The 23,141-nt window shown below is 61.6% G+C and carries 24 protein-coding genes, 1 tRNA gene and 1 pseudogene; 14 read left to right on the forward strand and 12 right to left on the reverse strand.

The window, feature by feature from the left end; translation table 11 throughout:
- Positions 1-255: 255 nt before the first annotated feature.
- The 4 genes from P0D84_RS06670 (at position 256) to P0D84_RS06685 (ending at position 3,549) form a co-directional block, all read left to right on the forward strand.
- Positions 256-903 (forward strand): cytochrome b/b6 domain-containing protein, encoded by a 648-nt coding sequence (locus P0D84_RS06670; protein WP_408333867.1) that lies wholly within the window; start codon positions 256-258, stop codon positions 901-903.
- A 50-nt stretch (positions 904-953) separates the two neighbouring features.
- Positions 954-1,757, forward strand: a complete 804-nt coding sequence (locus P0D84_RS06675; protein WP_408333869.1) for a molybdopterin-dependent oxidoreductase — start codon at positions 954-956, stop codon at positions 1,755-1,757.
- Between the two features lie 121 nt (positions 1,758-1,878).
- Positions 1,879-2,127: a pentapeptide MXKDX repeat protein gene (locus P0D84_RS06680; protein ID WP_408333872.1), complete on the forward strand. Its 249-nt coding sequence runs from the start codon at positions 1,879-1,881 to the stop codon at positions 2,125-2,127.
- A gap of 480 nt (positions 2,128-2,607) precedes the next feature.
- Positions 2,608-3,549 carry an EamA family transporter gene (locus P0D84_RS06685; RefSeq protein WP_408333875.1) on the forward strand — a complete coding sequence of 314 codons (942 nt, stop codon included), beginning with the start codon at positions 2,608-2,610 and terminating at the stop codon, positions 3,547-3,549.
- 127 nt (positions 3,550-3,676) lie between these two features.
- On the opposite strand, the gene P0D84_RS06690 is transcribed toward P0D84_RS06685, so the two are convergent.
- A complete protein-coding gene (locus tag P0D84_RS06690) occupies positions 3,677-5,776 on the reverse strand; it encodes an oxidoreductase (protein ID WP_408333878.1) in 2,100 nt (699 codons plus the stop codon).
- A 362-nt stretch (positions 5,777-6,138) separates the two neighbouring features.
- On the opposite strand from P0D84_RS06690, the gene P0D84_RS06695 reads away from it, so the two are divergent.
- Together P0D84_RS06695 and P0D84_RS06700 are read left to right on the forward strand one after the other, a co-directional pair.
- On the forward strand, positions 6,139-6,933 hold the full coding sequence (locus tag P0D84_RS06695; protein ID WP_408333881.1) for a DUF4397 domain-containing protein: 795 nt from the start codon (positions 6,139-6,141) through the stop codon (positions 6,931-6,933).
- Positions 6,934-7,037: 104 nt separating this feature from the next.
- On the forward strand, positions 7,038-7,190 hold the full coding sequence (locus P0D84_RS06700; protein WP_408333884.1) for a hypothetical protein: 153 nt from the start codon (positions 7,038-7,040) through the stop codon (positions 7,188-7,190).
- A 1-nt stretch (position 7,191) separates the two neighbouring features.
- On the opposite strand, the gene P0D84_RS06705 is transcribed toward P0D84_RS06700, so the two are convergent.
- Together P0D84_RS06705 and P0D84_RS06710 are read right to left on the reverse strand one after the other, a co-directional pair.
- Entirely contained in the window at positions 7,192-7,326 is a 135-nt protein-coding gene (locus tag P0D84_RS06705) for an entericidin A/B family lipoprotein (RefSeq protein ID WP_012433647.1), read from the reverse strand.
- Between the two features lie 232 nt (positions 7,327-7,558).
- Positions 7,559-9,031: a sensor histidine kinase gene (locus P0D84_RS06710; protein ID WP_408333888.1), complete on the reverse strand. Its 1,473-nt coding sequence runs from the start codon at positions 9,029-9,031 to the stop codon at positions 7,559-7,561.
- A gap of 246 nt (positions 9,032-9,277) precedes the next feature.
- Here P0D84_RS06710 and P0D84_RS06715 point away from each other — a divergent pair, with 246 nt between their 5' ends.
- The 5 genes from P0D84_RS06715 (at position 9,278) to P0D84_RS06735 (ending at position 11,932) form a co-directional block, all read left to right on the forward strand.
- Positions 9,278-9,454 carry a DUF1328 domain-containing protein gene (locus P0D84_RS06715; RefSeq protein ID WP_179733025.1) on the forward strand — a complete coding sequence of 59 codons (177 nt, stop codon included), beginning with the start codon at positions 9,278-9,280 and terminating at the stop codon, positions 9,452-9,454.
- 142 nt (positions 9,455-9,596) lie between these two features.
- Positions 9,597-9,758 (forward strand): DUF1328 domain-containing protein, encoded by a 162-nt coding sequence (locus tag P0D84_RS06720; protein ID WP_006052455.1) that lies wholly within the window; start codon positions 9,597-9,599, stop codon positions 9,756-9,758.
- A gap of 87 nt (positions 9,759-9,845) precedes the next feature.
- Positions 9,846-10,418, forward strand: coding sequence for a ferritin-like domain-containing protein (locus P0D84_RS06725; protein WP_408333892.1), 573 nt, complete (start codon positions 9,846-9,848; stop codon positions 10,416-10,418).
- A gap of 432 nt (positions 10,419-10,850) precedes the next feature.
- Complete coding sequence (locus P0D84_RS06730) at positions 10,851-11,483, forward strand: response regulator (protein ID WP_408333895.1); 633 nt, start codon at positions 10,851-10,853, stop codon at positions 11,481-11,483.
- Positions 11,484-11,503: 20 nt separating this feature from the next.
- Positions 11,504-11,932, forward strand: coding sequence for a response regulator (locus P0D84_RS06735; protein WP_408333898.1), 429 nt, complete (start codon positions 11,504-11,506; stop codon positions 11,930-11,932).
- An 851-nt stretch (positions 11,933-12,783) separates the two neighbouring features.
- On the opposite strand, the gene P0D84_RS06740 is transcribed toward P0D84_RS06735, so the two are convergent.
- On the reverse strand, positions 12,784-13,977 hold the full coding sequence (locus tag P0D84_RS06740) for an MFS transporter (RefSeq protein WP_408333901.1): 1,194 nt from the start codon (positions 13,975-13,977) through the stop codon (positions 12,784-12,786).
- 276 nt (positions 13,978-14,253) lie between these two features.
- Between P0D84_RS06740 and P0D84_RS06745 the strand changes: the two genes are divergently transcribed.
- Complete coding sequence (locus tag P0D84_RS06745; protein ID WP_408333904.1) at positions 14,254-14,739, forward strand: DUF2569 domain-containing protein; 486 nt, start codon at positions 14,254-14,256, stop codon at positions 14,737-14,739.
- Positions 14,740-14,757: 18 nt separating this feature from the next.
- On the opposite strand, the gene P0D84_RS06750 is transcribed toward P0D84_RS06745, so the two are convergent.
- The 6 genes from P0D84_RS06750 to P0D84_RS06775 all read right to left on the reverse strand — a co-directional run bounded on the left by P0D84_RS06750 (position 14,758) and on the right by P0D84_RS06775 (position 20,677).
- Positions 14,758-15,585, reverse strand: a complete 828-nt coding sequence (locus tag P0D84_RS06750; protein WP_408333907.1) for a phosphodiesterase — start codon at positions 15,583-15,585, stop codon at positions 14,758-14,760.
- A 46-nt stretch (positions 15,586-15,631) separates the two neighbouring features.
- On the reverse strand, positions 15,632-16,678 hold the full coding sequence (locus tag P0D84_RS06755; RefSeq protein WP_408333910.1) for an ABC transporter ATP-binding protein: 1,047 nt from the start codon (positions 16,676-16,678) through the stop codon (positions 15,632-15,634).
- Positions 16,675-17,583 carry an ABC transporter permease gene (locus tag P0D84_RS06760; RefSeq protein WP_408339706.1) on the reverse strand — a complete coding sequence of 303 codons (909 nt, stop codon included), beginning with the start codon at positions 17,581-17,583 and terminating at the stop codon, positions 16,675-16,677. Before P0D84_RS06760 ends, P0D84_RS06755 begins: the two co-directional genes overlap by 4 nt.
- 44 nt (positions 17,584-17,627) lie before the next feature.
- Entirely contained in the window at positions 17,628-18,452 is an 825-nt protein-coding gene (locus P0D84_RS06765) for an ABC transporter permease (protein WP_408333913.1), read from the reverse strand.
- Entirely contained in the window at positions 18,449-19,528 is a 1,080-nt protein-coding gene (locus P0D84_RS06770) for an ABC transporter substrate-binding protein (RefSeq protein ID WP_408333916.1), read from the reverse strand. Before P0D84_RS06770 ends, P0D84_RS06765 begins: the two co-directional genes overlap by 4 nt.
- Before the next feature lie 66 nt (positions 19,529-19,594).
- Positions 19,595-20,677, reverse strand: coding sequence for a LacI family DNA-binding transcriptional regulator (locus P0D84_RS06775; protein WP_408333919.1), 1,083 nt, complete (start codon positions 20,675-20,677; stop codon positions 19,595-19,597).
- Between the two features lie 183 nt (positions 20,678-20,860).
- Here P0D84_RS06775 and P0D84_RS06780 point away from each other — a divergent pair.
- Positions 20,861-20,945: transfer RNA gene (locus P0D84_RS06780), tRNA-Leu, on the forward strand.
- A gap of 244 nt (positions 20,946-21,189) precedes the next feature.
- On the opposite strand, the gene P0D84_RS06785 is transcribed toward P0D84_RS06780, so the two are convergent.
- Both P0D84_RS06785 and P0D84_RS49035 read right to left on the reverse strand, forming a co-directional pair.
- Complete coding sequence (locus P0D84_RS06785; protein WP_408333922.1) at positions 21,190-22,497, reverse strand: MFS transporter; 1,308 nt, start codon at positions 22,495-22,497, stop codon at positions 21,190-21,192.
- Positions 22,498-22,599: 102 nt separating this feature from the next.
- Positions 22,600-22,830 (reverse strand): annotated as a pseudogene (locus tag P0D84_RS49035) (hypothetical protein); the annotation flags it as partial.
- Here P0D84_RS49035 and P0D84_RS06790 point away from each other — a divergent pair.
- Positions 22,726-22,992, forward strand: coding sequence for a hypothetical protein (locus P0D84_RS06790; protein WP_408333925.1), 267 nt, complete (start codon positions 22,726-22,728; stop codon positions 22,990-22,992). The pseudogene P0D84_RS49035 and the gene P0D84_RS06790 overlap by 105 nt on opposite strands.
- Positions 22,993-23,141 lie beyond the last annotated feature (149 nt).

The raw sequence follows: 23,141 nt of genomic DNA on the forward strand, positions 1-23,141 counted from the left end.
TCCTTAATTGCTGCCTGAAGGTGCTGCCTGGACGGGGTGTGGGCTGGCTGAGCGTTTTGTCGATAGCCGGCCACAGCGGGGCGTTCGCGGCAGTTTGCCCGCCAACGTACAGACATGTCGCGCCCCGTGGGCATAAACAGCATGGTATGGTCGCGACCGCGGGCGAACAACTCAAACCAAAAATAAAAATTCAAAACTGGCTGTCATAACCGGTCTCGTGGTTCGACAAACGTGCAGATCTTGATGGAGCACGCCATGCGAACCCTACGAACCCGCCGAGCTTTCGACGAAACCGCTCCGCCCGCCGCACCCACGCACGGCACGATTCATCCTGTGTGGGTGCGCCTCACGCATTGGCTCAACGCACTCGCGGCGATCCTGATGATGCTGTCCGGTTGGCGCATCTATGACGCGTCGCCGATCTTCAAAGGCTTTACGTTTGCGCCGGCAATCACGCTCGGCGGCTGGCTCGGCGGTGCGCTGCAATGGCATTTCGCGGCGATGTGGCTGCTGGTCTTCAATGGTCTGTTGTATCTCGCGCTGAATCTCGCCACCGGACGCTTCGTGCGCAAGTTCCTGCCGGTCTCGCCGCGCGCCGTGCTGCACGATTTCATCGCCGCACTGACCGGCAAGCTCTCGCACGCCGATCTGCGCGCCTACAACGCGGTGCAGAAATTCGCTTATCTATTCGTGGTCTGCGATCTGCTCGTGCTGGTGCTCTCGGGTCTTGCCATCTGGAAATCGGTGCAGTTTCCGCTGCTGCGCGAGCTGATGGGCGGTTACGACAACGCGCGCATTGTCCACTTCTGCGCCATGTCGCTGCTGGCGGCGTTCATCGTCGTGCATCTGGCGATGGTGGCGCTCGTGCCGCGCTCGCTGCTGGCAATGCTGCGCGGACACTAAGCCGCTCATCCACCGGGAGACGGCTACGCGAAGCTTAAGGACATCGAATCATGAATAAGCCCTGGACAAAAACCGATCGAAAGGCCGGCCCTATGCCTGACGATAAGCTCGACCGCGAATCGATCCTGATCGACGCCCGGCGCGAACTCGCCATGCCGTCGCGGCGCCTGTTCGGCAAACGGCTTCTAACGCTCGGCGGCCTCTCGATGCTGACCGGCTGCTCGCTCACCGACAACGATTCCGTCAACGCATTCCTGACGGCAGTGTCGCGTCTGAACGACCGCGCGCAGGCCGCCCTGTTCGATCCGAAGCAACTGGCGCCGACCTACACCGAAGCGCAAATCACGCGGCCGTTTCCGTTCAACGCGTTCTACGGCATCGACGACGTCCCCGATGTCGATGCTTCCGGCTACACGCTGAAGATCAGCGGCCTCGTCACCGGTCAGCGTGTCTGGACCCTGCCCGAGCTGTACGCGCTGCCGCATGCCGAGCAGATCACACGGCATATCTGCGTGGAAGGGTGGAGCGCGATCGGCCGCTGGGGCGGCACGCCGTTCAGCGATTTCCTGCGGCGCATCGGCGCGGACACGAGCGCGAAATACGTCGGCTTCAAATGCGCCGACGACTATTACGAAAGCATCGACATGCCCACCGCGCTGCACCCGCAAACGCTGCTCACGTTCTCCTACGACGGCGAGCGTCTACCCGCGAAATACGGCTTCCCGATGAAGCTGCGCATGCCGACCAAGCTCGGCTACAAGAATCCGAAGCACATCGTCGAGATGTTCGTCACCAATACGTATCCCGGCGGCTATTGGGTCGACCAGGGTTACAACTGGTTCGGAGGCTCCTGACGCGCGCGGGTCGCCGCGTGCCAGGCTGCACGCGCGACCTCCGGGCGGCAGAGGCTTCGGAAATACCCGGCTCGAGTTGAAAGCCGGTTCTGATTCATCCATAACGAAACGGAGTTATCCCATGAAAAAGTTCGCAATCGCAGCAATGGCCCTCGCTTTGTTGACCAACGGCGGCGCCGCATTCGCGCAGGCAAGCGGCGCGATGTCAAACGATTCGATGTCGAAGGATGCAATGTCCAAGGACACGATGTCGAAGGACAGCATGTCAAAGGACAGCATGAAGAAGGGCACAATGAAGTCCGACAAGATGAAAAAGGGCAGCGACTCGATGGGCATGAAGCACGAAGCCTCAGGCGCGATGGCCAATTGAGCGTTACCGCGGATGCCGCTTGCATCGCTTGAGCGCTCCTTATCCGGGCGGTGCAAAAGTCGGGGGACGCCCCGGCGCTGATTGCCCCAAACTAGCGCTCCGCGCCGCGATTTGCTGCGCCTGAAAAGCAACCTCCCACGTTCCTGAAAACGTGGGGTTGGTAAGCAGTCCAAGCCGGGAACACCCCCGGCTTTTTTGTTGCAAGTACGCCGAAAAGTTACGATTCTTTCGAGCGTCGCGGCGGGCGCTTACTGCATAATGCGGCGTCGCGTCAAACGTTTGGCGCGTGTCAGCCGTGAATCGATTTCTTTCGACTGCCACGGCGTTGTGGCCCCATTGGCCATCTATCGTCCTCCTGTTCCACCGACATGTCCGCCAGCCTCGCCCGCCAGACCGCATCGCCGATGCGGTGTCCGCTATCCCGAACCAGGGCTTTTAGCGGAGGCGCAGCACCTCGAGCAGCACAGGCGGATTGAACCCATGTCGCCGCAACTCCCAAGCCGCTTTCCGCGTGGTTTGCCGCGTGGTTTCCAGATTCGTTTGCCGCAGTCCCGTAGTGGACAGATCGCGCTCGCGCTCGCCGTCGTCTATCTCGTGTGGGGCTCGACCTATCTCGCCGTGCACGTCGCGCTCGGTTCGTTTCCGCCCTTGCTGCTCTCGGGTCTGCGCAATCTGTTTGCCGGGGTAGGGCTCTTCATCTTCGCGGCGCGCCGCGATCCGGTCTGGCCGAGCGCGGGTGAAATCCGCAATGCCGGCCTTGTCGGCACGATGCTGGTCGGCCTGTCGAGCGGCATGCTGGCTTACGGCATGCGCACCGTCGGCACGGGCACCGCGGCTGTGATGGTCGCGACTGTGCCGCTGTTCGCGACGGTGATCGCGGCGGTGGCGGGGCGCAAGATCGGCAGAGGCGAGTGGTTCGCGGTGGGCCTCGGGCTGGTGGGTATCGCGATCCTGAGTCATGGCGATAGCGCGCCGGGGTCGGCGGGCGGCAGTCTCGCGATTCTCTGCGGTGCGCTCTTCTGGGCCGGCGGCGCGCATCTGGCCGGACGGCTGAAACTGCCGTCGGACCTGTTTCTATCGACGTCGTTGCAGATCGGCTTGGGCGGCGCGATGTCGACACTGGTCGCGTGGGTGTCGGGCGAGCGGATGATGGCGGTGCATTTTCTGCCGGTGCTGGCCTTTATCTACCTGATGCTGATCGGCACGATGGCCGCCTACGTCGCGTACGGCTTTCTGATCCGGCATACGAGTCCGATCATTGCCAGCAGTTGCATGTATGTGAATCCGGTGGTCGCGGTGGCGCTCGGGGCGGTGTTGCTTGGTGAGCCGGTCACGTATTCGACGGTGATTGCGACTGTGGTGATTCTGGTCAGCGTGGGTCTGTCTTTCTGGTTCGATTACCGGAAGAAGGGCCTCGCTTGAGGCGCCGGCGGCTCGCTGTCTGCCGCCTGTCTCTCGCTCTTCGATCGCCGCGTTCCGTGGTTCGTTGCTTGAGAGCGTGGCGGACACTTACGCTTGCCGCCGCGTCGCAGCGCAGCGGCCACTTTCGTCAGAGCGCCGCCGCCACTTCCGCGCCTTCGCGAATCGCGCGTTTCGCATCCAGTTCGGTCGCGACCTTCGCACCGCCGATCACGTGATAGCGCGGAACCTTCGCACCGGTGGGGCGTGTCGCGTGGTTAGCGCCTTGCGTCCCATTCGCACTACTTGTCTTGTCCGCCCCCCGCGCCGCCGTCTCCGGATACAGATCGCGCAGCGATTCCTGCCCGGCGCACACGACGATCGTGTCCACCTCGAGCCATTCTTCGACACCTTCGCGCGCAATCTTCAAACCGCGTTCGCTAATCTCCAGATACGACACGCCACCCAGCATCTTCACGCCGTTTCTGGCCAGCGTCGCGCGATGCACCCAGCCCGAGGTCTTGCCGAGCCCCATGCCGAGCTTGCCCGCCTTGCGCTGCAACAACCAGATCTCGCGGAACGGCTGCACCGGCGCCGGCGGTTTCAGGCCGCCACGCTCCCGCACCGCGAGATCGACGCCCCATTCGGCGAGCCATGCATCGCGCGGCATCGGCAGAGGATCGCCCGAGCGATGCAGCAAGAACTCGCTGACGTCAAAACCGATCCCGCCCGCACCGATCACCGCGACGCGGCGTCCCACCGGCGCACCGCGCAGGACATCCACGTAAGACAGCACGTTCGCGCCGTCGATGCCGGCAATCGCCGGGCTCCGTGGCACGATGCCGGTGGCGATGATCACATCGTCGTAAGCGCCTGCCGCAAGCAAAGCAGGATCGACGCGCGTATCGAGCCGCAGGTCGACGCGATGCCGCTGCAACTGGCTCTGAAAATAGCGGATGGTTTCGCTGAACTCTTCCTTGCCCGGCACGCGCATGGCCAGATTGAACTGGCCGCCGATGGTTGCGCTCGCATCGAACAAGGTCACGCGATGCCCGCGTGATGCCGCGACGCTCGCCGCGGAAAGTCCCGCCGGACCCGCGCCGACCACCGCGACCGAACGCGCGGTTTGCGGGCCTGCGAGCGGCCGATAGACCAGCTCGGTCTCGCGGCCCGCACGCGGATTCACGAGGCAACTCGCGCGCTGGTTCCTGAACGTGTGATCGAGGCAGGCCTGATTGCAGGCGATACAGGTGTTGATTTCGTGCGCGCGTCCCGCGGCGGTCTTCAGCACGAACTCGGGATCGGCCAGCAGAGGTCGCGCCATCGACACCAGATCGCCCGCGCCCTGAGCGAGCAGTGCTTCAGCCACCTCGGGCGTATTGATGCGGTTCGACACGATCACGGGCACCGTGACCGCCGCCTTCAGCCGCGCGCTGAGCGCAGCGAAAGCAGCGCGCGGCACCGACGTCACGATGGTCGGCACCCGTGCTTCGTGCCAGCCGATGCCGGTGTTGAACATCGTGACGCCGGCGGCTTCGAGCGCCCGGGCGACCTGCACGGTTTCTTCCCAGGTGTTGCCGCCTTCCACCAGATCGATCAGCGAGATCCGGTACACCACGATAAAGCGTTCGCCGCACACCGCGCGCACACGCTCGACAATCTCGCGCGCAAGCCGCATGCGGTTCTCGATGCTGCCGCCGTAGCGGTCGGTACGCCGGTTCGTGCGCGGACACAGGAACTGGTTGAGCAGATAGCCTTCGCTGCCCATGATCTCGATGCCGTCGTAGCCGGCGCGTTGGGCGAGGCGCGCGCAGCGTGCGTAGTCGCGAACGGTGCGCGCAATGCCGGTTTCGGTGAGCGCGCGCGGTTTGAACTTCGAGATCGGCGACTTGAGCGCCGACGCCGACACGACGAACGGCTGATACCCATAGCGGCCTGCGTGCAGGATCTGCAGCGCGATCTTGCCGCCTTCGGCATGCACGGCCTCTGTCAGCAAGCGGTGGTTGCGCAGATCGAACACCGAGTTCAGTGTGCCGCCGAAGGGCAGCAGCCAGCCTTGCCGGTTCGGCGAGATGCCGCCCGTGACGATCAGGCCGACCCCGCCTTTCGCGCGTTCGCGGAAATACGCGGCCAGCTTCGGGTAATTCCAGAAGCGGTCCTCCATGCCGGTATGCATCGAACCCATCACCACGCGGTTGCGCAAGCGGGTGAAGCCGAGGTCGAGTTCAGCGAGTAGTTGTTGGTAAGACATGGAAGGGACCGTGTAAGTATTGGGTGCGCACGAACAATACACCGCTCATCGGGCCAACCCTCCGAGGAAAAATTCTAATCCGCGCAACTCGTTGCTCCGTAAGACATTCTTCAGGATGCATACGCCATATCGAACCCTGCGGCACACGCATTGCTGAGTGCCAGCGTCCATCGACACGGACCGCGCCACTCACAAAAAACAGGTGCGATGTGCAGCAGGATAGGGAGGGGGCACTTCATTTCGGAGAGCCGGCTGAAACCGTTTCAAAGACCGACGGACCAGGTTTCAGACGGCGCGATGTCCGAAGCGGAGCGCCCACAAATTAACGGGTCGAGCGCCCAACATCGATAAAGGTGAACACAATGAAAATGATCCGAACCATGGCGGCTGTGGTTGCGGTGGCATCCGTTTTGACCGCATGCGGCGGCGGCTCCGACGACGTAGGCAAGGAACTCGGTTTGACTAACCCGGAGATTCATTTCATCCACGCCATTCCGGGCGGTCCGGCAGTCGACTTTCTCGTGAACGGTAAGGCGCCATCGGGCCAGACTAATGTCAGCTACAAGGGCGTGACGAACTTCACCAATATCAACACGGGTTCGACCACCGTTGCCTACTCGGCCACCGGCACGACGACCGCGCTGGCGAGCGGCAACTTCCCCGATGTGGCGAAGGGCCATGAATACACGGTGCTGGCTTTGCCGGGCCTGGCTGCGCCGGATATCGGCCTGATCGACGATCCGTTCGACAAGGGTCTGCTGTCCAACAGCGCGCGCCTGCGTGGCTTCAACGCATCGGCTAACGCGACCAACCTCGATTTCTATCTGGTTCAGGCAACCAGCACTGACATCAGCAAGGTCGGCCCGACGATGGCGGGCGTGTCGTTCAAGAACGCGGTGCCGGCAAGCGGCCAGGATTCGATCTATGTTTCCGGCGGCCAATACGTGCTGATCGCGACGGTAGCGGGCAGCAAGACGCCGATCTTCCAGTCGCAGTCTTTCTCGCTGTCGAACAACGCCGACTGGCTGGTGACGTCCGTGCCGATCGCCGGTGCGCTGAGCCAGCTCGTGCCGGGGCAGATCCATCTGCTGATTGCACAGAACGGCAATACGAGCACGCCGAGCGTCGAGCTGGCGAATACACTGACGGGCCAATAAGGCGCGCGAATAAAGCGTCAATAAGCCCGCGAATCAGCATGTGTACATAGCATGCGATACACACAATAAGCGACAGTGCCTAGGAGGACAGAGCGGCGATCCACGTGGAGTGGATCGCCGTTTTGTTTGGCGGGCCGCCCATGGATCCGGCAGATCGGGCCATGAAAAAAGCCCACCGCGATTTCCCGCGACGGGCTGTGGAGATCGTGCATTGCAAGGCGCCGCGAGGCGCCCAGCAATCGATTGGTTATCTCTGACTTACTTGGCTTGTTCGGCTGAGTTCGTGATGGCGTTGCCACCCTTCGAAATGTCCTGCCCAGCCCCCGCCATCGTATTGCAACCGGCGAGCGCAGCCGTCCCTGCAATGAGAAGCAAAGCGATCAGTCGATTCATGAAAGTTCTCCTTGTCGAGAATGCATCGGTTGACGTGCCTATGTTTTACGGCCCGTGCTAGCTCGGCTAGCTGTCGTCCGACCGGGGCTTACGCCAGTCGATCCGGTCTGATTGCATGGTAAAAAAAGGGCGGGGATCGCGCTGTCAGTTGCGCTGCGATTTTGTTGTAGGCGTGCTCCGGTGTTTGCGTCGGCGCACTCCTACACGGGTTTCTGCAACAGCTCGCAAGGCCTTATTCGACGGAGGTTCGCGACGGCGTTGAGGGCGGCAGATCGATCGATGGCGTTGCCGTGCTGACACTCGGCATCACCACATGGATGTCGGTGCCGTTCGGCACGCCGCGCTGGATCTCGAAGCGCCCGCCGTGCGCGGCCACGCGTTGGCGCATGCCGAGCAAGCCGTGGGTGTGCGTGCGTTTCAGATCGGCGGGTGTGATGCCGACGCCGTTGTCGGCGATATGCAACGCCACCTCGCCGTCGCCGACCTGCAAGGCGATCGATACCCTCGAGGCGTGTGCGTACTTGGCCGCGTTCGTCAGCGACTCTTGCGCCACGCGAAAGAGCGCGATCTCGGTTTGCTCGTCGAGCTGGATATCGTCGGCGGGCAGGTGCGATTCGAGTGTCCAGCTGTTGCGCTGCGCGGCTTCGTCGGCGAGCGTGCGCAGCGCGGTGACCAGCCCGAAGTTCGCCAGCACGGTGGGCCGCATGTCCTCGATGATGCGGCGTTTCAGCGCGATGCCCTGGTCGAGATTGGCGAGTGCGCGTTTGAGTTTCTCCGAGATGTCCGGGGCGCTGTCCTTCAGTTTGCGGTTGGCCCAGGCCACGTCCATTTTGCTCGCGGTCAGAATTGCGCCGAGTTCGTCGTGCAGTTCACGCGCGAGCTGGGTTTTTTCGTTTTCGCTGACGGCCTGCAGGTGCCAGCCCAGTGCTTCGAGTTGGCGTGTGCGCTCGTTGACGAGCTGGTCGAGCTCTTCCTGTTGCGTGATCAACTGACGCTGCACGCGCGCTTGCCGATCCATCTGGATGCCGAGATTGCGAAACAGCAGGATGAACAGCACGATGTTCAGCGCCGACAGCCCGGCCGCGCACAGCGTGGAGATGCGCTGGTCGGCGCGGCTTGCGTCGAGGGCGTGCTGCGCGCGGCGCTCCTCGTTGTCGCGCAGCAGCGTGAGGGTGTTGTCGACCAGGGTGGCGTCGGCGGGATTGGCCTCGCTCGCCGTGCCGCAGGCGGAGAGATCGAGCGGCCGTGGTACCGCGCGTTGCAATGCAGCAGCGCCCGCACCGATGCGCGCATCGATCAACGCGGCGATTTGCGTGAAGCTCGCGAGCTCGGCGCTGTCCGCCTTGCCGCCACGGTAAAACCTGCTCAGTTGTTGTTCGTTCTGTCTGATGCGCACGGCGGTCGCGCAAAAGCCTTGAGCGGACGCGTCCTGCTTCGTCAGAAGAAAATCGCTCTGGTGCGCGCTCAGACTGGCTAGTTGACTGGCGAGCGTGCTCAGTTGCACGGTGATGTCGCGCGCTTCGAGCGCGGTTTCGTATTCAGCGGCAATGCGTTCCCGCGCGGTTTCGAGAATCACGAGGCCGCCCACCGTGATGACGATCGCCACGGTCATCGCGATCGCCCAACTGCGATTGCGCATCCAGTCGCTCAGGCGCGCGGCGGCGCCTGGTTTCTGCGGGTTCGGCACATTTGGCACATTCGGCACATTCGGCTCCTGGGGTGGGCATCAGTGTAACGTTCGCCGGCTCGAGGATTCGAGGAGGGATGGCGTGCATTGCCCTTTGAGTCGCATCGTCCGCGCCTGAGTCACCGAGGCCCGTGGCGTAACGCTGCCGTAATCCAATGTAAGCGGATTCTCACACGAAAAACGGCGTGCGTCGGAATGCGCCCGCTGTTGCCGATCGATAGGATGAACCTGATCGTTCATTGATTGATTCTGGAGGAAGCCATCATGTTGAAATGGGCATTGTTCTTTGCCGTCGTGGCAGTGATCGCCGGCCTTCTTGGCTTTACCGGCGTAGCCGCGGGCGCGGCGGCGATTGCGAAGTTCCTGTTTGTCGTGTTCGTGATTCTGTGCGTGGTGTTCCTCGTGCTTGGTTTCGTTGTCACGAAGAAAATCATCGATTAGCGCCGCCCGATGAGGCCGGTGCGTGCCGTTCCCGCGATGGTGAGGGAGCGGTTCGTTTCAGGTTTGCGCTTCGGATTTGCCTTGGGAGCGCCCAGGCTTACTCAAGCTTCGTTGTACGCAGATACCAACAAGGAGAGTCGCCATGCTTCACTATGCCATCGTCTTTTTCGTGATTGCGATCATCGCCGCCGTGTTTGGTTTTACCGGTATCGCAGCAGGTGCTGCGGAAATCGCGAAGATCCTGTTCTACATTTTTCTTGTTGTGTTCGTGGTCACGCTGCTGCTCGGCGTCTTCCGAACGTAGACGAATACTCGGTCCTTGAACCGGCGTATCAGGCGCGATTCGTGCGTGATACGCAATTCCCCCAATACCGGATAAAGGAGAAAATCAATGGCAAAGTCTTCTGGCGCCCAAGGCGCAGCATCTCAATCCAGCGATCCGTTCGTGATGGATATTAAAAAGATCCGCGAGGACGCGCGCAAGCACATGTCGGATGGGCCGGTCACGCAAAGCTACGGTGCGGACCGTGAGACAGTGCTGAAGCTGCTCAACGACTCGCTGGCTACCGAAATCGTCTGCGTGCTCCGTTATAAACGGCATCATTTCATGGCCAAGGGCATCAACTCCGAGGCGGTGGCGGCGGAATTCGCGGAGCATGCGGCGGAAGAGCAGGAGCACGCCGACCGTATTGCCGAGCGCATCGTGCAGCTTGGCGGCGAGCCGGATTTTGCGCCGGACGGTTTGAAGACGCGTTCGCATTCGGAATACAAGGAAGGCGACAATCTCACGGACATGATCCGCGAGAATCTGATCGCGGAGCGTATCGCGATCGATACGTATCGCGAGATCGTGCATTATCTTGGCGAGAAGGACGTGACGACGCGCCGTTTGTTCGAGGAAATTCTCGCCGTCGAAGAAGAGCATGCCGACGATATGGCGGATCTGCTCGAAGGCCGCGAGTAACAAGCCCGAAGCGGACGCTGGGAAGCGCGGACGTCAAGGAGCGGATGTCGAGAAGAGCGGATGTCAAGCGGATGTCGAGGCGCTGAGGTCAAGGAGCGGACGTCGATAAGCGTGGGCGGCGAGAAGCGGATGTCGGGAAACGGATGTCGATAAGCGTGGACGTCGAGAAGCGGATGCCGAGAAGCGGATGCCGAGAAGCGGATGTCGAGAAACGCCTATCGGTAAGCGCCCGGCGTTCGCAACGCGAGTTGTCGCTTCGGCTGCTGCGCCTGTCCAGTCGCAGATTGCTGGCGCGGGAGGGTCTAGATGGTTTCCCGCGCCGGCAATGTTCGCCGCTTGTACTGGTGTGGCTTTACACCTTCGACCGAGGTGCTGGCGAAGGTCATTACAATGTCTGCTTTGGAGCAATCCTATTGCACGGACACGAGACCGATGATTCGAGTGTTGATAGCTGACGACCATGCGATCGTCCGAGGTGGCTTCAGGCAGTTCGTCGCTGACGAGCCGGACATGTGCGTCGCGGCGGAAGCCGCGACCGGCGACGAAACCATTAGCCTCGTGCGGGAGCAGGCATTTGACGTCGTGTTGCTCGACATCGCGATGCCGGACAAGAACGGCATCGACACGTTGCGTGTGATCAGGCAGGTGCGACCGGAGCAGGGCGTGCTGATTCTATCGGGCTATCCGGAGAGCCAATACGCGATCAATCTGCTGCGCGCGGGCGCCAACGGTTACCTCAACAAAGATTGCGAGCCCGAGGAGATTGTGCGGGCGATCCGCGCGGTGGCACGCGGGCACCGTTACCTGTCGGAGGCGGTGGCCGATACGCTGGCCGATAATCTCGACAAGCCGGCTGCCGGGCGGCCGCACGAAGCGTTGTCCGAGCGCGAGTTCCAGATTTTCTGCAAGCTTGCGGCGGGACAGATTCCGACTGAGATTGCGGAGGAATTGCATTTATCCGTGAAGACCGTGAGTACATACCGGGCTCGCGTGTTGGAGAAGATGCGGTTGGCAAACAATGCCGATCTGACTTATTACGCGATCAAGAACGGCTTGATCGAATAATGAACGATCGAGACACACCGATGAATAGCGAATCGAACCCTGTTGCCGAGCCAGCCAGTCGCGCGCCGTTACGCGTGTTGCTGATCGAGGATTCGCCGCTGATTCGCAGAAGCCTCGTCGAGGCCATCGATGCATCGGGTTTGCTGCGGGTGGCCGCGTATGCGGATTCTGCCGATCAGGCGATTGCTTTGTTGAGCGATGAGGCTTTTGATGCGGTGATTGTGGATTTGCAGCTGAAGCAGGGGTCAGGGGTGCCGGTGCTTGCTTATTTGCAGCGCGAGGGGATGATCGATTCGGTGTTTGCCGCAGTGCTGACTAATCACGCCTTGCCGGCGTATCGGGAGCGTTGCGAGCAATATGGTGTGCGGCACTTTTACGATAAATCGTTTGAGTTTGATCGGGTTATTGATGCGTTACATGAGTATGCTTTTGCGCGGGGCGCTGGGTGAGGGGTTTGTTTGCCTACGGCGTTGGCCTTTCCTTGAATTGATATTGGTCTATTAGCGTCGCCCCTGTGCGGGGCAGGCACCTACTTTTCTTTGCCTGCCGCAAAGAAAAGTAGGCAAAAGAAAGCGGCTCAAACCGCAAATTCTTAAGCGGGTCCCCCGCACAGTTACGGTAGTGGTGCATCTGGAATCCGTGTTCTCGCACATTCAGCCTTGGTGACCAGGCAGTCATACTTCCCGCCTCGCACTGCGTGCTCGCCGGAAGGGATGATCATGCAAACCAGTGGCTTTGTTCGGGCGTGGTGGGGGCCATCAGCTTCGTCTCGGTGCAATGCCCAGTGCTGCGTGAGCGTGAAAACGCAGTGGTCGGTTTTATGAAGTGCGCTTCGGCGCACGTCGCGCCACCGGAAGCATGCTGGCCTCACACGGCGCCACTGGAAGCATGCTGGCCTTATAGAAGAAAAGACACTGGCTGATACGGGTCTCGAGCGAAGCAGCCACTCTTCCCGATGGACCCTTCCGGCGAGCACGCAGTGCGAGGCGGGAAGTATGACGCCCTTGTCACTCGCGCCGAATGTGCGAGAGCACGGATTCCAGATGCACCACTACCGCGACTGTGCGGGGGACCCGCTTAAGAATTTGCGGTTTGAGCCGCTTTCTTTTGCCTACTTTTCTTTGCGGCAGGCAAAGAAAAGTAGGTGCCTGCCCCGCACAGGGGCGACGCTAATAGACCACTAACAAATCAAGGAAAGGCCAACGCCGTAGGCAAACAGACAACCAATCGCAACGCAAAGAAATCAAGGAAAGGCCCACGCCGCACGCATACAGACAATAAGCGCCGCAGGCCAAAACCTTCACCCCCTGGCTGGAAGCCTCAAATGATTCCACCCCGCCAGCCCGGCAAAAACAACCCCAGCGACGCTAACTCCAACCCATCCAAAAGCCGGCCAAACCACCGCACCGACCCCCGACCCCACGGCGCCGCCAATAAAATAAGCCACCATATAAACGGTATTCACGCGACTCCGCGCATCAGGCTTCAACGCATAAATCCGCGATTGATTCGAAATCTGCGCAGCCTGCACCCCAATATCGAGGACGATCACGCCAATCACCAATCCAGCAATGCTCTTCGCCGACAAGGCAAAAACCACAAACGAAATCGCCACCAGCACAATCGACAGCGTGATAATCGCCCGCGGTCCGCGCCGGTCGGCAAACTTGCCGGCGAGCGGCGCGGCCATCGCACCCGCGGCACCCACAATCCCGAATAGCCCGGCCGCCTGCGGCCCAAGATGAAACGGTGCGCCCGCCAGCAATAACGCTAACACCGACCAGAAAATGCTGAACGCCGCGAACATCGCTGCGCCCGTCAACGAGGCTTCACGCAGCGCGCGATGTTCGACCACCAGGTGCCACATCGAGACCATCAGTTTGCCGTACGGCAGTGTCGACGTCGGCTTACTCTTCGGCAGACGCAGAATGATCACCGCCGCCAACACCAGCAGTGCGACGACCGAAGCACCGAATACCGCGCGCCAGCCGAAATACTCGGCGATGATGCCCGAGGCAGTCCGTGCCAGCAAAATCCCCAGCAACAGTCCACTCATCACGGTGCCGACCGCATGGCCACGTTCGGATGCGGGCGCGAGTTCGGCCGCGAACGGCACCGCCTGTTGCGCAATGGTGGCGAGTACGCCGATCGCAAGGCTCGCGATGATCAGCACCGACAACGTCGGCGCCGCGGCCGCCAGCACCAGCGCGACGCACATGCCCGCGATCTGCAACAGGATCAGGAAGCGTCGATCGAAACGGTCGCCGAGCGGCGCCAACAACAACATGCCGGCGGCGTAGCCGAGCTGCGTCACGGCCGGTACCGCGCCGACCCACGACGCGCTGTTCGGAAACGACTGCCGGAAATTGTCGAGCAACGGCTGGTTGTAATAGATGTTTGCGACTGACACGCCGGCAATCGTGGCGAGCAGAAGCAGCAAGCCGCGCAACGACCTGTCGGCGGAAGCGGGAGTAGAAGCGTCGGATGTGGACATGAAAGAGGTAAATCATCGACGGACCGGCCCATGCACGGTCCTCAAGCGTGCCGATCATACCGGAGCAGGAGGGATCGTGCTGACGGTCGAGAGCGTCTGGTTTCGATGCGTCAAAGACGTTAAGGCAGACACGAGGGCGAAATGACTGCAAAGCAGATTCCAGGCGAAGGTCGTTTTGATGGCCCCGCGGCAAAAATGAGATGGTCGTTCGGTTTTCGTTCGTAGAATCGGCACGCACCGCAACGGGTGCAATTCAAACTACGACGTGACGACTTCATGAATATAACGACACAACCCGCACCGCGGGCCATCGGCGGCTGGCTGTTGCTGGCCCTGATCTGCCTCGCCGCATGGGTGCTTTCGACCGCAGTCGCATTGCGCGACCCGCTGAAGCTCATGCTCGAATGGGAACTGCTGGCGGTATTCGTGCGCCCCGAAACCCACGGCTGGTATCGCACCGTGATCGCAATGGTCGGCTGCGACGTGATCGCCGGGTCGTTCATCGTTGCCGGCGCCGGTTGGCTGGCGCTGCTCGCGTGGCGCAAATCGGCGCGCTTTCCGGTTCAGGTGCAGGCGTGGTTGCTGGCCATCGTCGCTATGCGAACCATCGCCTATCTGCTTGGCGATCATATGACTCACGCCATCGGCGTCGCCATCGCGATTCCATTCGACGGTTTCATTCAGGCTGTTGTCGCCGCCGCGCTCGGGATACCGTATTTCAGGTGTTCCCAGCGCGTACAGCAAACTTTCGTCGTTGCCTGAACCGGCGACGCGACAGCTTCAATCGATCAACTCGCCTTCCGGTTCGTAAAACGGATACGGCCCATCCGCTGCATCGACATACGCATGATGCGTGACGATGCCCGTCGCCGGATCGTAGCGATGCAGCGCGTAAGCGGGTGGCTCCATGACGAAAGCGGAGGGCGCATCCTCACGCAGATCGAGTGCGACCTGATGTGCGGGCGCCGGCACTGCCGACGCAATCGTGCCGCCAAAACGCACGAACATCGGCCGATGCACATGGCCGCAAATCACCCGCTCCACATTCGGATAGTTCGCGAGCAAGGCGGCGAGTTTGCCGGCGGCCGCGGGATCGAGCCGTAATTCATCCATATGCCCGATGCCGCAGACGAACGGCGGATGATGCAACGCCACCACCGTGGGCTTGCCTTGCGCAGCATCGAGTTGTGCAGCGAGCCACGTCAAGCGCGCATCGCACAGATTGCCGGCGCTTTCACTGGGCACCATCGAATCGAGCGCGATGATCCGCAATGGGCCGACGTCCACCGCGTATTGCACGAACTCGCCGCCACTGTGCAATTCCGCGCGATCGGGAAATGCCGCGCGCAACGCAGCGCGTTCGTCGTGATTGCCCACCAGCAGGTAGTAGGGGATCTCGAGTGGCGCGAGCAGCACTTTCAAATGTTCGTACTGTTCCGGGTGGCCCTGATCGACAAGGTCGCCGGTCATGATCACAGCATCGGGACGCGGTTCCAGCGCATTGAGCGCGGCGATGGTGCGCGCGAGATAGGCACCGGTGTCGACGCGGCGGTAAGCCAGCGCGCCGGGCCGTTTGATATGCAGGTCGCTAATTTGAGCCAGTAGCATGGGGATTTCCTTTCTTATGGCGCGCTAGATAAACAGCGCGGCGTCATTACGATAGCGCAATCAGCGCGTCCTGGGCGATCGATATCCCGACCGGCGTGCCGCGCGCGAGTTCGACCCGGCCGGCGACATCGATCGGCAAGGCGTCCGGCGCGGCGCCACCAATCGTCAAACGGGTGCGCTCGCCGAGAAACGCCGTGCTTTCGATATGGCCGCGCAATTGGGCGTTGGCCGGGTCGGCGAGGTATGCGTCTTCAGGGCGAAAGAAGATTTCGTGCGCCGCGCTTGCTTGCGCGGGACCTGCCGGCAGGGGGACAGCGCCGCCGGTCGTGGTTAGCAGACCCGCGCGCCGTTCGCCCGCCAGCCGGTTGATGGTGCCGACGAACTGCGCGACGGTACGATTCGCCGGCCGATAGTAGATGTCGCGCGGCGAGCCGATCTGCTCGATACGCCCCGCGCTCATCACGACGATGCGGTCGCCGAGTTCCATTGCTTCGGCCTGATCGTGCGTGACGTAGACGGTGGTGATGCCCAGTTCGCACAGCAGCGTATTCATTTCGCTGCGCAACGTATCGCGTAACCGCGCATCCAGCGCGGTGAGCGGTTCGTCGAGCAGCAGCACGCGAGGTTGCACGGCAAGTGCGCGCGCCAATGCAACACGCTGACGCTGCCCGCCCGACAGCTGATCGATGGGTTTGTCCGCGTGGGCCGTGAGACGCATCATCGCGAGCAGTTCGTCGACGCGTTGCCGCGCGGTGTCAGCGGGTACGCGCTTGATCTTCAGTCCGTAACCGATGTTGCCGCGCACGGTCAGATTCGGAAACAACGCGTAGCTCTGGAACACCATGCCCACCTGGCGTTTTTCGATCGGCAGCGCGGTGACATCTTCATCGCCAAATGCAATGGCGCCACCGGCGTCGGGTGTCTCGAGGCCGGCGATCATGCGCAGCGTGGTGGTCTTGCCGCAACCGGACGGCCCGAGCAGCACCAATGTCTCACCGGCACCGATGTGCAAATCGAGCGGTTCGAGCACGCGCGTGCCGCGAAACGTTTTCGCGCATTGCGTGAGCGTGATGGGAACGGAGTCGAGTTTCATGGCGTAGGTGTGGACTTCAAAGGAGAGGCGTTCGCGCGCTTTTTACCCGCGCTGCGCTGGCCGGTCGCGTCGACGCCGAGCCACTGCATTGCAACGAGCAGCGGCATGGTCATGATGAAAAACAGAATCGTGTACGCGCTGCCGATTTCGATGCGCAACGACGCATAGGTGTCGGCGAGACCGACCGGGAGCGTCTTGGTGTCGGGCGTGTGCAGCATCCACGTCAGATTGAATTCGCCGATCGAGAGCGTCAGCACCGCCAGCGCGCCGGCGACAATCCCAGGCCGCGCATTCGGCAGCACGATCGTTATGAAGCGCTGAAAAAAGCTCGCGCCGAGGCTCGCCGCGCCTTCTTCGAGTGTGCGCAGATCGCTGCTTGCGCACACGGCAGCGACCGCGCGCACCATGAACGGCAGCGTGAACACCACGTGCCCGACGACGATAAACGCGACGCTCATGCGAAACATCGTGAAGCCGCCGTAGACCACCAGCAGGGCAAGCGCGGAAGCGAGGCCGGGCAGCGCGATCGGCAGCACCAGAAACTCTTCGATGATGCGCGAGAGCCGCGTCTTGCTGCGAGCCAGCACGTAGCCGGCCGGCACACCGGTCAGCAGCGTAATGAACAAGGTTGCTGCCGCCACCTCGAGCGATAGAAACACCGAGTCGTGATACTGCGTCCACACTTCGCCGAGCCAGCGCAGCGTGAGCCCGCTCGATACGCCCTTGAAGTAGTTGACCGTGAGCCCCGCCATGATCGACATCACGACCGGCACGATCAGAAACGCACACAGCAGCAGCGTGACGAGCCACTGGCCGGCTGCCAGCCACGTGCGTGACGTTGGCAGCCTGAGGCGCCGCGAGCGCGCTTTTGCGCTCGACTGGACTGGAGCGGTGATGGAATTCATCGAAGTCTTGTCATTCGGTTTGGACATGCGGCTCATGCTCATGCTCATGCGCTGGCCGCGACCGCCGAGCCGCTCATGCTGCGAGCGAACGCCAGCACGAGCCATGTGACGATGCCGAGCACGATCGAGAGACCCGCGGCCGTCACCATGTTCGCGTTCAGCGTGAACTCGGTGTAGATGGTCATCGGCAACACGTCGATGTCGGTGGCCAGTGTGAAGGCTGTGCCGAACGCGCCCATCGCGGTCGCGAAACAGACGGCGCCCGCTGCGATCAGACCTGGCGACAACGCGGGCAATACGATGTCGCGCGTAATGCGCCACGGCGATGCACCGAGCGAACGCGCGGCTTCTTCGAGCGATGCATCGAGCTTGGTGGCGGAGGCCATCACCGTGACGATCACGCGCGGAATCGAGAAGTACAGGTAGCCGAGAAAGAGGCCGCTCATCGAATAAGCGAACACCCAGCGGTCGCCGGTGAGTTTCAGCGAGAGCGCGCCGATCAAACCCTGGCGTCCCGCCAGCATGATGACCATGAAGCCGACCACGACGCCTGGGAACGCCAACGGAAACGTCAGCAGCGCCAGCAACGTGCGCTTGAGCGGGAATTCACGGCGCGCCAGCAGCAAGCCGGCGATCACCGAGAGCACCAGGGTCGCCGCCGTAACCGCCGCGGACAACATCACGGTCGCGCCGAGGCTCGACATGTAGCGCGGATTGGTCAGCATCGCGCGATAGGTCGCGAACGCGTGCCCGTCGCCGCTGATTTGCGCGAGCACACCCATCGGCAGCAGCCAGAACGCGATGAAAACCGCCAGCGCCGGCGCGATCAACGCGATGCGCCAGCGCAGCGGGAACGTGACGTCGTTCAATGCATCACCTGTAGATAACGCTCGCCGAAGCTTGACTGCTTCTCGGCCATTTTGCCGAAGTCGACCGGCTTGGCGCGGGCATAGTCGCTTGCGGGCAGGAACTTGGCGGCGGTTTCCGGGCTCATTACATTCGCGCGTACCGGACGCAGATAGGCTTCGGCCCACAGTTTCTGACCTTCGTCCGAGAGCACGAAATCGAGCACCTTCTTGCCGTTCGCTTCATGCGGCGCGCCCTTCACGAGACTCATCACGTAAGGCACCGAGATCGTGCCTTCCTTCGGAATCACGAATTCGACATTGGCGTGATCCTTGTACTTCGCGCGGTAAGCGTCGAAGTCGTAGTCGAGCAGGATCGGGATTTCGCCGGACATCACGCGCGCATAGGCGGTTTGCTTCGGCACGATCGGCTCGTTGGCCTTCAGCTTGCGGAACCAGTCGAGGCCCGGCTCGAAATTGTCGAGCGTGCCGCCGAGTGCCTGATTCACCGCGACCGCGCCCGCATAGCCGACAAACGCGCTCGACGGATCGAGGTAACCGATCATGCCTTTGTATTCAGGCTTAAGAAGGTCGGCCCATGAACGCGGAACCGGCTTGCCCTCGAGCGCGTCCTTGTTGACGAAAAAGCCCAGCGTGCCCGAGTGGATCGAGAACCAGTAGCCTTGCGGATCTTTCATGTTCGCGGGGATATCGTCCCAGTGCGCGGGCTTGTACGGCTGGATGACGCCTTTGTCTTTCGCCTGAAACGCCGACGACACGCCGAGATAAACCACGTCGGCGACCGGGCTCTTCTGCTCGGCCATCAGTTGTGCAATCGCCTGGCCGGAGTTCTTGTTGTCAGACGGCACGCGGATGCCGGTCTTTTGCTGGATCGCCTTGATCTGGCTCGCCCAGTCGGCCCATTCGGGTGGGCAGTTGTAGCAGATCGCGGTTTCGTCGGCATGGGCGGATTGCGGCGCGAGGGCTGCGAGCGCGGCGGTGACGATCATGCCGGCTGATAGCGCGGCGCCTGTGGTGCGGGCGAGGCGGCGCCAAAGCGGTTTGATCGACGAAGCAAGGCGGGTTGAAGAGCGGATCACTGCGGGTCTCCTGAAGAGGAAGAGAGCGGGTGGTTCGGGATTCGAGTTAGATGCGAATGCAACGACTTATACAAACGGTTTCTCGGTCGATGCCGATGCCGATGCCGATGCATGCGTCGGCGGATTCTCGTTGCGGTTCGAAATCGCCGCGATGGTGGCGCCTTCGCGCAAGCTGTGCGGCAACGTCAGCGTGAGCGACGTTTCACCTGATGTTTCGCAGGTGCCGGTGACGCGCGTCAGCAAACGTTGCCAGGCGGCGCAGCCGATCTCGCGATTGGGCGCGCAGATACTTGCCAGCGGCGGCGACAGCAACTCGCCCATGGCGAGTCCGTCGAAGCCGAGAATCGACATGTCGTGCGGAATCCGCAGGCGCGCACGACGCAGGCCACGCATCACGACCATGGCGAGCAGATCGTTACTGCAGAAGAGGGCGGTCGGGCGGTTCGGGCCGCTGGTCAGATGAGCGAGCACGGACGGCGACAGTTCGTCGGCATTGAAATCGACTTCGAGTGCGGGCGCGGGGGTGAGGCCGGCCTGCTGCATCGCCTGGGCGTAGCCGAGGTGCCGCTGACGGGCGCGGTCCGAGGCGGCCAGTGTGCCGGCGAGCATCAGGATGCGGCGATGGCCGTGCGTGATCAGCATGCGTACGCCGTCGAACGCGGCGAGGCGGTTGTCGACCGAGACCGAGGGGCGTCGCACGGTGTCGTTATGCATGAGCACGTAGAGCAGGCCGGCGCGGTCGAGATCGTCAAGCAGCGGATGCGTGTCGGCATCGGCGACGGTCAGGATCAGGCCTTCCACGCGATGCTCGCGCAGCGTTTCAATGGCGTGGCGTTCGCGGTCGGCATCGTACTGGGTGGTCATCAGCATGAGCCGGTAACCTTGCGCCGAGGCGAGCTCGTCGATGCCTTGCAGGCATTCGGCGAACACGGGGTTGGCGAGCGTCGGCAGGATCACGCCGATGAGGCGCGTGCGTTCGCCGCGCAGTTGCCGCCCCAGCGGGCTGGGGCGGAAATTGAGGGCGTCGATGGATTGACGCACCTTGTCGAGCGTGACCGGGTTGACGGTGTGCGGCGCGTTGATCGCGCGCGAGACCGTGGCGATGGAAACACCCGCGTGGGCAGCGACGTCTTTGATCGTTGGGATCATCGTTTCCGCTCTGGTTGTAAACGTTTTCGTGAGCGGATTATCGGGAAGGTTTGTGACTCCCGGATGACGTCAATATTGACGCCTGCGCGGTGTGAAGTGGTGTGGACCGCGGCTGGATCGAGCCAGTTTGGTGCGCCCGCCGGGCAATGGTAGAATTCGCGTCCACAAGCGGTTCTGGCCCCTGCCGGGGTGATGAAATTGGTAAACATAGCGGACTTAAAATCCGCCGCTTCACAGCTTGCCGGTTCGAGTCCGGTCCCCGGCACCAGGAAATATTCCGCCTGATTCCAGATAAAGTCCTGAAAACCCGCGATAGCTAAAGGCTCCGCGGGTTTTTTGTTTCCTGGACAATCCGCCGCGCTCCGTTGACATCTGGGGGTATGTGGGGGCAAGTCGGTGTGAAAACCGATGTCGTTGCAAAAAATGCCCCAAGGGGTCCAGCCGGGCGGCTTAAGTATCGCCATGTTTTATCGCCAGCGGAAAGACCGGCATCGGCAAGCGTCTGTGCTGGCTCAGGTCCGGACGGGCTGTTCAGCGAGCAGAGCAGTCGCGAGGAAACCCAGAAGACATGACGATGCGACATACCAGCCCGCGGACATTAGATCGCCAGTCCATTTGATTAGCCCGGTGACGATGAATTGAGCGGTACCGCCAAATAACGCAACGCCCAGTGCATACGAGACCGCACGACCGGACGCACGCAGCCGTCCAGGAAACGCTTCGAGCACCAGCACCGTACCGACGCTGGCGTTGAGCGCCAGCAGTACGCTCACGATGCCGACGCCACAGAGAACCGGCCACACACTGTGTGCATGAACGATCAACAGAAAGACCGGGTAGGCAAGCAGTGCGGTGCATCCCGATGTGACGAGAACCATTGGCTTGCGGCGGGGTTGCCAGTCTGCGAGAAGACCGGACAGCGGAGAGACGGCGACCAGCAGCAAGCCAGCTAACACCGACGACAAAAAACCGGTGATGGCCGGCATGTGCATGACCCGGGACAAATAGGCAGGCATGTAGTAGACGATGACGTAGAACGGTACCGTTTGTCCCCCGATCATCAACGTTGCCAGGATGACCGTCATGCCGTGCTCACGATACAGTTCGGCAAGCAGTGTGCTAGCCGCTTTGTCGTTGCTATCGGCGAACGGGTTCTCGCGAAGTCGGCGGCGGACGTACAAACCGACTGGCGCGATCAGGAGACCTATCAGGAACGGAATGCGCCAGCCCCAGGAAGCGAGACTGGCCGGTGACATCATGCTGGTGAGAAGCGCGCCTAGCAAGGCGCCCAGCAATGCAGCGGCGCCCTGGCCGGCGAGCTGCCAGCTGACCAGATAGCCGCGACGTGACACCGGCCCCGCTTCCATCAGGAAGGCTGCGGCAGCGCCTGCCTCGCCGCCGGCCGCGAAACCTTGCAGCAATCGACCGGCGATGACAATGAGCGGCGCCGCAACGCCTATCGTGGCAAACGGCGGGCAAAGGCCGATCGCCGCCGTCCCCAGCGCCATCATCCAACTGGTCGTTATCATCGCCGCGCGGCGTCCGACGCGATCCGCGTAAGCGCCGATCATCGTCGCGCCAAGTGGACGCGTGAAAAAGCCGACGCCGAACGTACCGACCGCCAGCAGTAACGACGTCATCGGATTCGCTGCGGGGAAGAACTGATCGCCAATCACCACCGCGAAGAATCCGAACACGGTGAAATCGAACATCTCGAGACCATTGACGAGCGAGGTGGCGATAACGATCCTGAGAAGTCCGCCGCGATCATTGGTGTCCGCGACCGGCTGGGCGGCCGTCACGAAGGGGGGCATGCACATTTCATTTCCTGGAGTGATTCTGGGTGCCGGTAGACATACGGGCTCTGGTGCAAATAGCCGGCCGGAACGATATTGTCTCTATATATAGGATGTCTTATTGAGTCCCGTGGGCGTGCCAAAGCGATTCCAGCGCGCGACGAACTCCGGCGCATAGCGCTGTACCCAGCGCAGGATCGTCGTCTGTGCGAGCGACAAACTCCGTTCAGCCACGCCCCGCAGGAAGTCCCCTTGGGGGATCATCTCGGCAAGATCCCGCAGACTGAGTTGGTGGCGCAGGAACCAGCGGGCACACGGAATGATGAATTCGCGATCAAAGTATCGCCCATCGAACAACTCGTCAAGACTATTCAGCTTATTTCAGATTACTTCAGCTTACTGATCGCCAACTATTGGTTCGTTCAACCCCACGCCTTGGCCGATTCACTTTCCATTTTAAGGAGTGCCGGTGCTTCGATATTTCGAATGGCAAACGTTTGCTTTTTCGACTGTGAATAAAGTGCCAAAAATCAGCTATTTGAAGGGTACGGTCGGTTGTTCTAATAAATTCGCGGTTCTTTTTAAAACTGATACGCACGGTAAATTTCGATAAGAAGAGTTCTGGTATCGTGCCGATCGACCAGCGTGGACCTAAGATCCAGGCGCGA

This window comes from Paraburkholderia sp. RL17-337-BIB-A, from assembly GCF_046025895.1.
In the GTDB taxonomy this organism is placed as follows: domain Bacteria; phylum Pseudomonadota; class Gammaproteobacteria; order Burkholderiales; family Burkholderiaceae; genus Paraburkholderia; species Paraburkholderia fungorum_C.

Coding starts and splice junctions, on each gene's coding strand:
- P0D84_RS06670 (WP_408333867.1), top strand. CDS start 256: ATGCGAACCCTACGAACCCGCCGAGCTTTCGACGAAACCGCTCCGCCC.
- P0D84_RS06675 (WP_408333869.1), top strand. CDS start 954: ATGAATAAGCCCTGGACAAAAACCGATCGAAAGGCCGGCCCTATGCCT.
- P0D84_RS06680 (WP_408333872.1), top strand. CDS start 1,879: ATGAAAAAGTTCGCAATCGCAGCAATGGCCCTCGCTTTGTTGACCAAC.
- P0D84_RS06685 (WP_408333875.1), top strand. CDS start 2,608: ATGTCGCCGCAACTCCCAAGCCGCTTTCCGCGTGGTTTGCCGCGTGGT.
- P0D84_RS06690 (WP_408333878.1), bottom strand. CDS start 5,776: ATGTCTTACCAACAACTACTCGCTGAACTCGACCTCGGCTTCACCCGC.
- P0D84_RS06695 (WP_408333881.1), top strand. CDS start 6,139: ATGAAAATGATCCGAACCATGGCGGCTGTGGTTGCGGTGGCATCCGTT.
- P0D84_RS06705 (WP_012433647.1), bottom strand. CDS start 7,326: ATGAATCGACTGATCGCTTTGCTTCTCATTGCAGGGACGGCTGCGCTC.
- P0D84_RS06715 (WP_179733025.1), top strand. CDS start 9,278: ATGTTGAAATGGGCATTGTTCTTTGCCGTCGTGGCAGTGATCGCCGGC.
- P0D84_RS06720 (WP_006052455.1), top strand. CDS start 9,597: ATGCTTCACTATGCCATCGTCTTTTTCGTGATTGCGATCATCGCCGCC.
- P0D84_RS06725 (WP_408333892.1), top strand. CDS start 9,846: ATGGCAAAGTCTTCTGGCGCCCAAGGCGCAGCATCTCAATCCAGCGAT.
- P0D84_RS06730 (WP_408333895.1), top strand. CDS start 10,851: ATGATTCGAGTGTTGATAGCTGACGACCATGCGATCGTCCGAGGTGGC.
- P0D84_RS06735 (WP_408333898.1), top strand. CDS start 11,504: ATGAATAGCGAATCGAACCCTGTTGCCGAGCCAGCCAGTCGCGCGCCG.
- P0D84_RS06740 (WP_408333901.1), bottom strand. CDS start 13,977: ATGTCCACATCCGACGCTTCTACTCCCGCTTCCGCCGACAGGTCGTTG.
- P0D84_RS06745 (WP_408333904.1), top strand. CDS start 14,254: ATGAATATAACGACACAACCCGCACCGCGGGCCATCGGCGGCTGGCTG.
- P0D84_RS06750 (WP_408333907.1), bottom strand. CDS start 15,585: ATGCTACTGGCTCAAATTAGCGACCTGCATATCAAACGGCCCGGCGCG.
- P0D84_RS06755 (WP_408333910.1), bottom strand. CDS start 16,678: ATGAAACTCGACTCCGTTCCCATCACGCTCACGCAATGCGCGAAAACG.
- P0D84_RS06760 (WP_408339706.1), bottom strand. CDS start 17,583: ATGAATTCCATCACCGCTCCAGTCCAGTCGAGCGCAAAAGCGCGCTCG.
- P0D84_RS06775 (WP_408333919.1), bottom strand. CDS start 20,677: ATGATCCCAACGATCAAAGACGTCGCTGCCCACGCGGGTGTTTCCATC.
- P0D84_RS06785 (WP_408333922.1), bottom strand. CDS start 22,497: ATGTGCATGCCCCCCTTCGTGACGGCCGCCCAGCCGGTCGCGGACACC.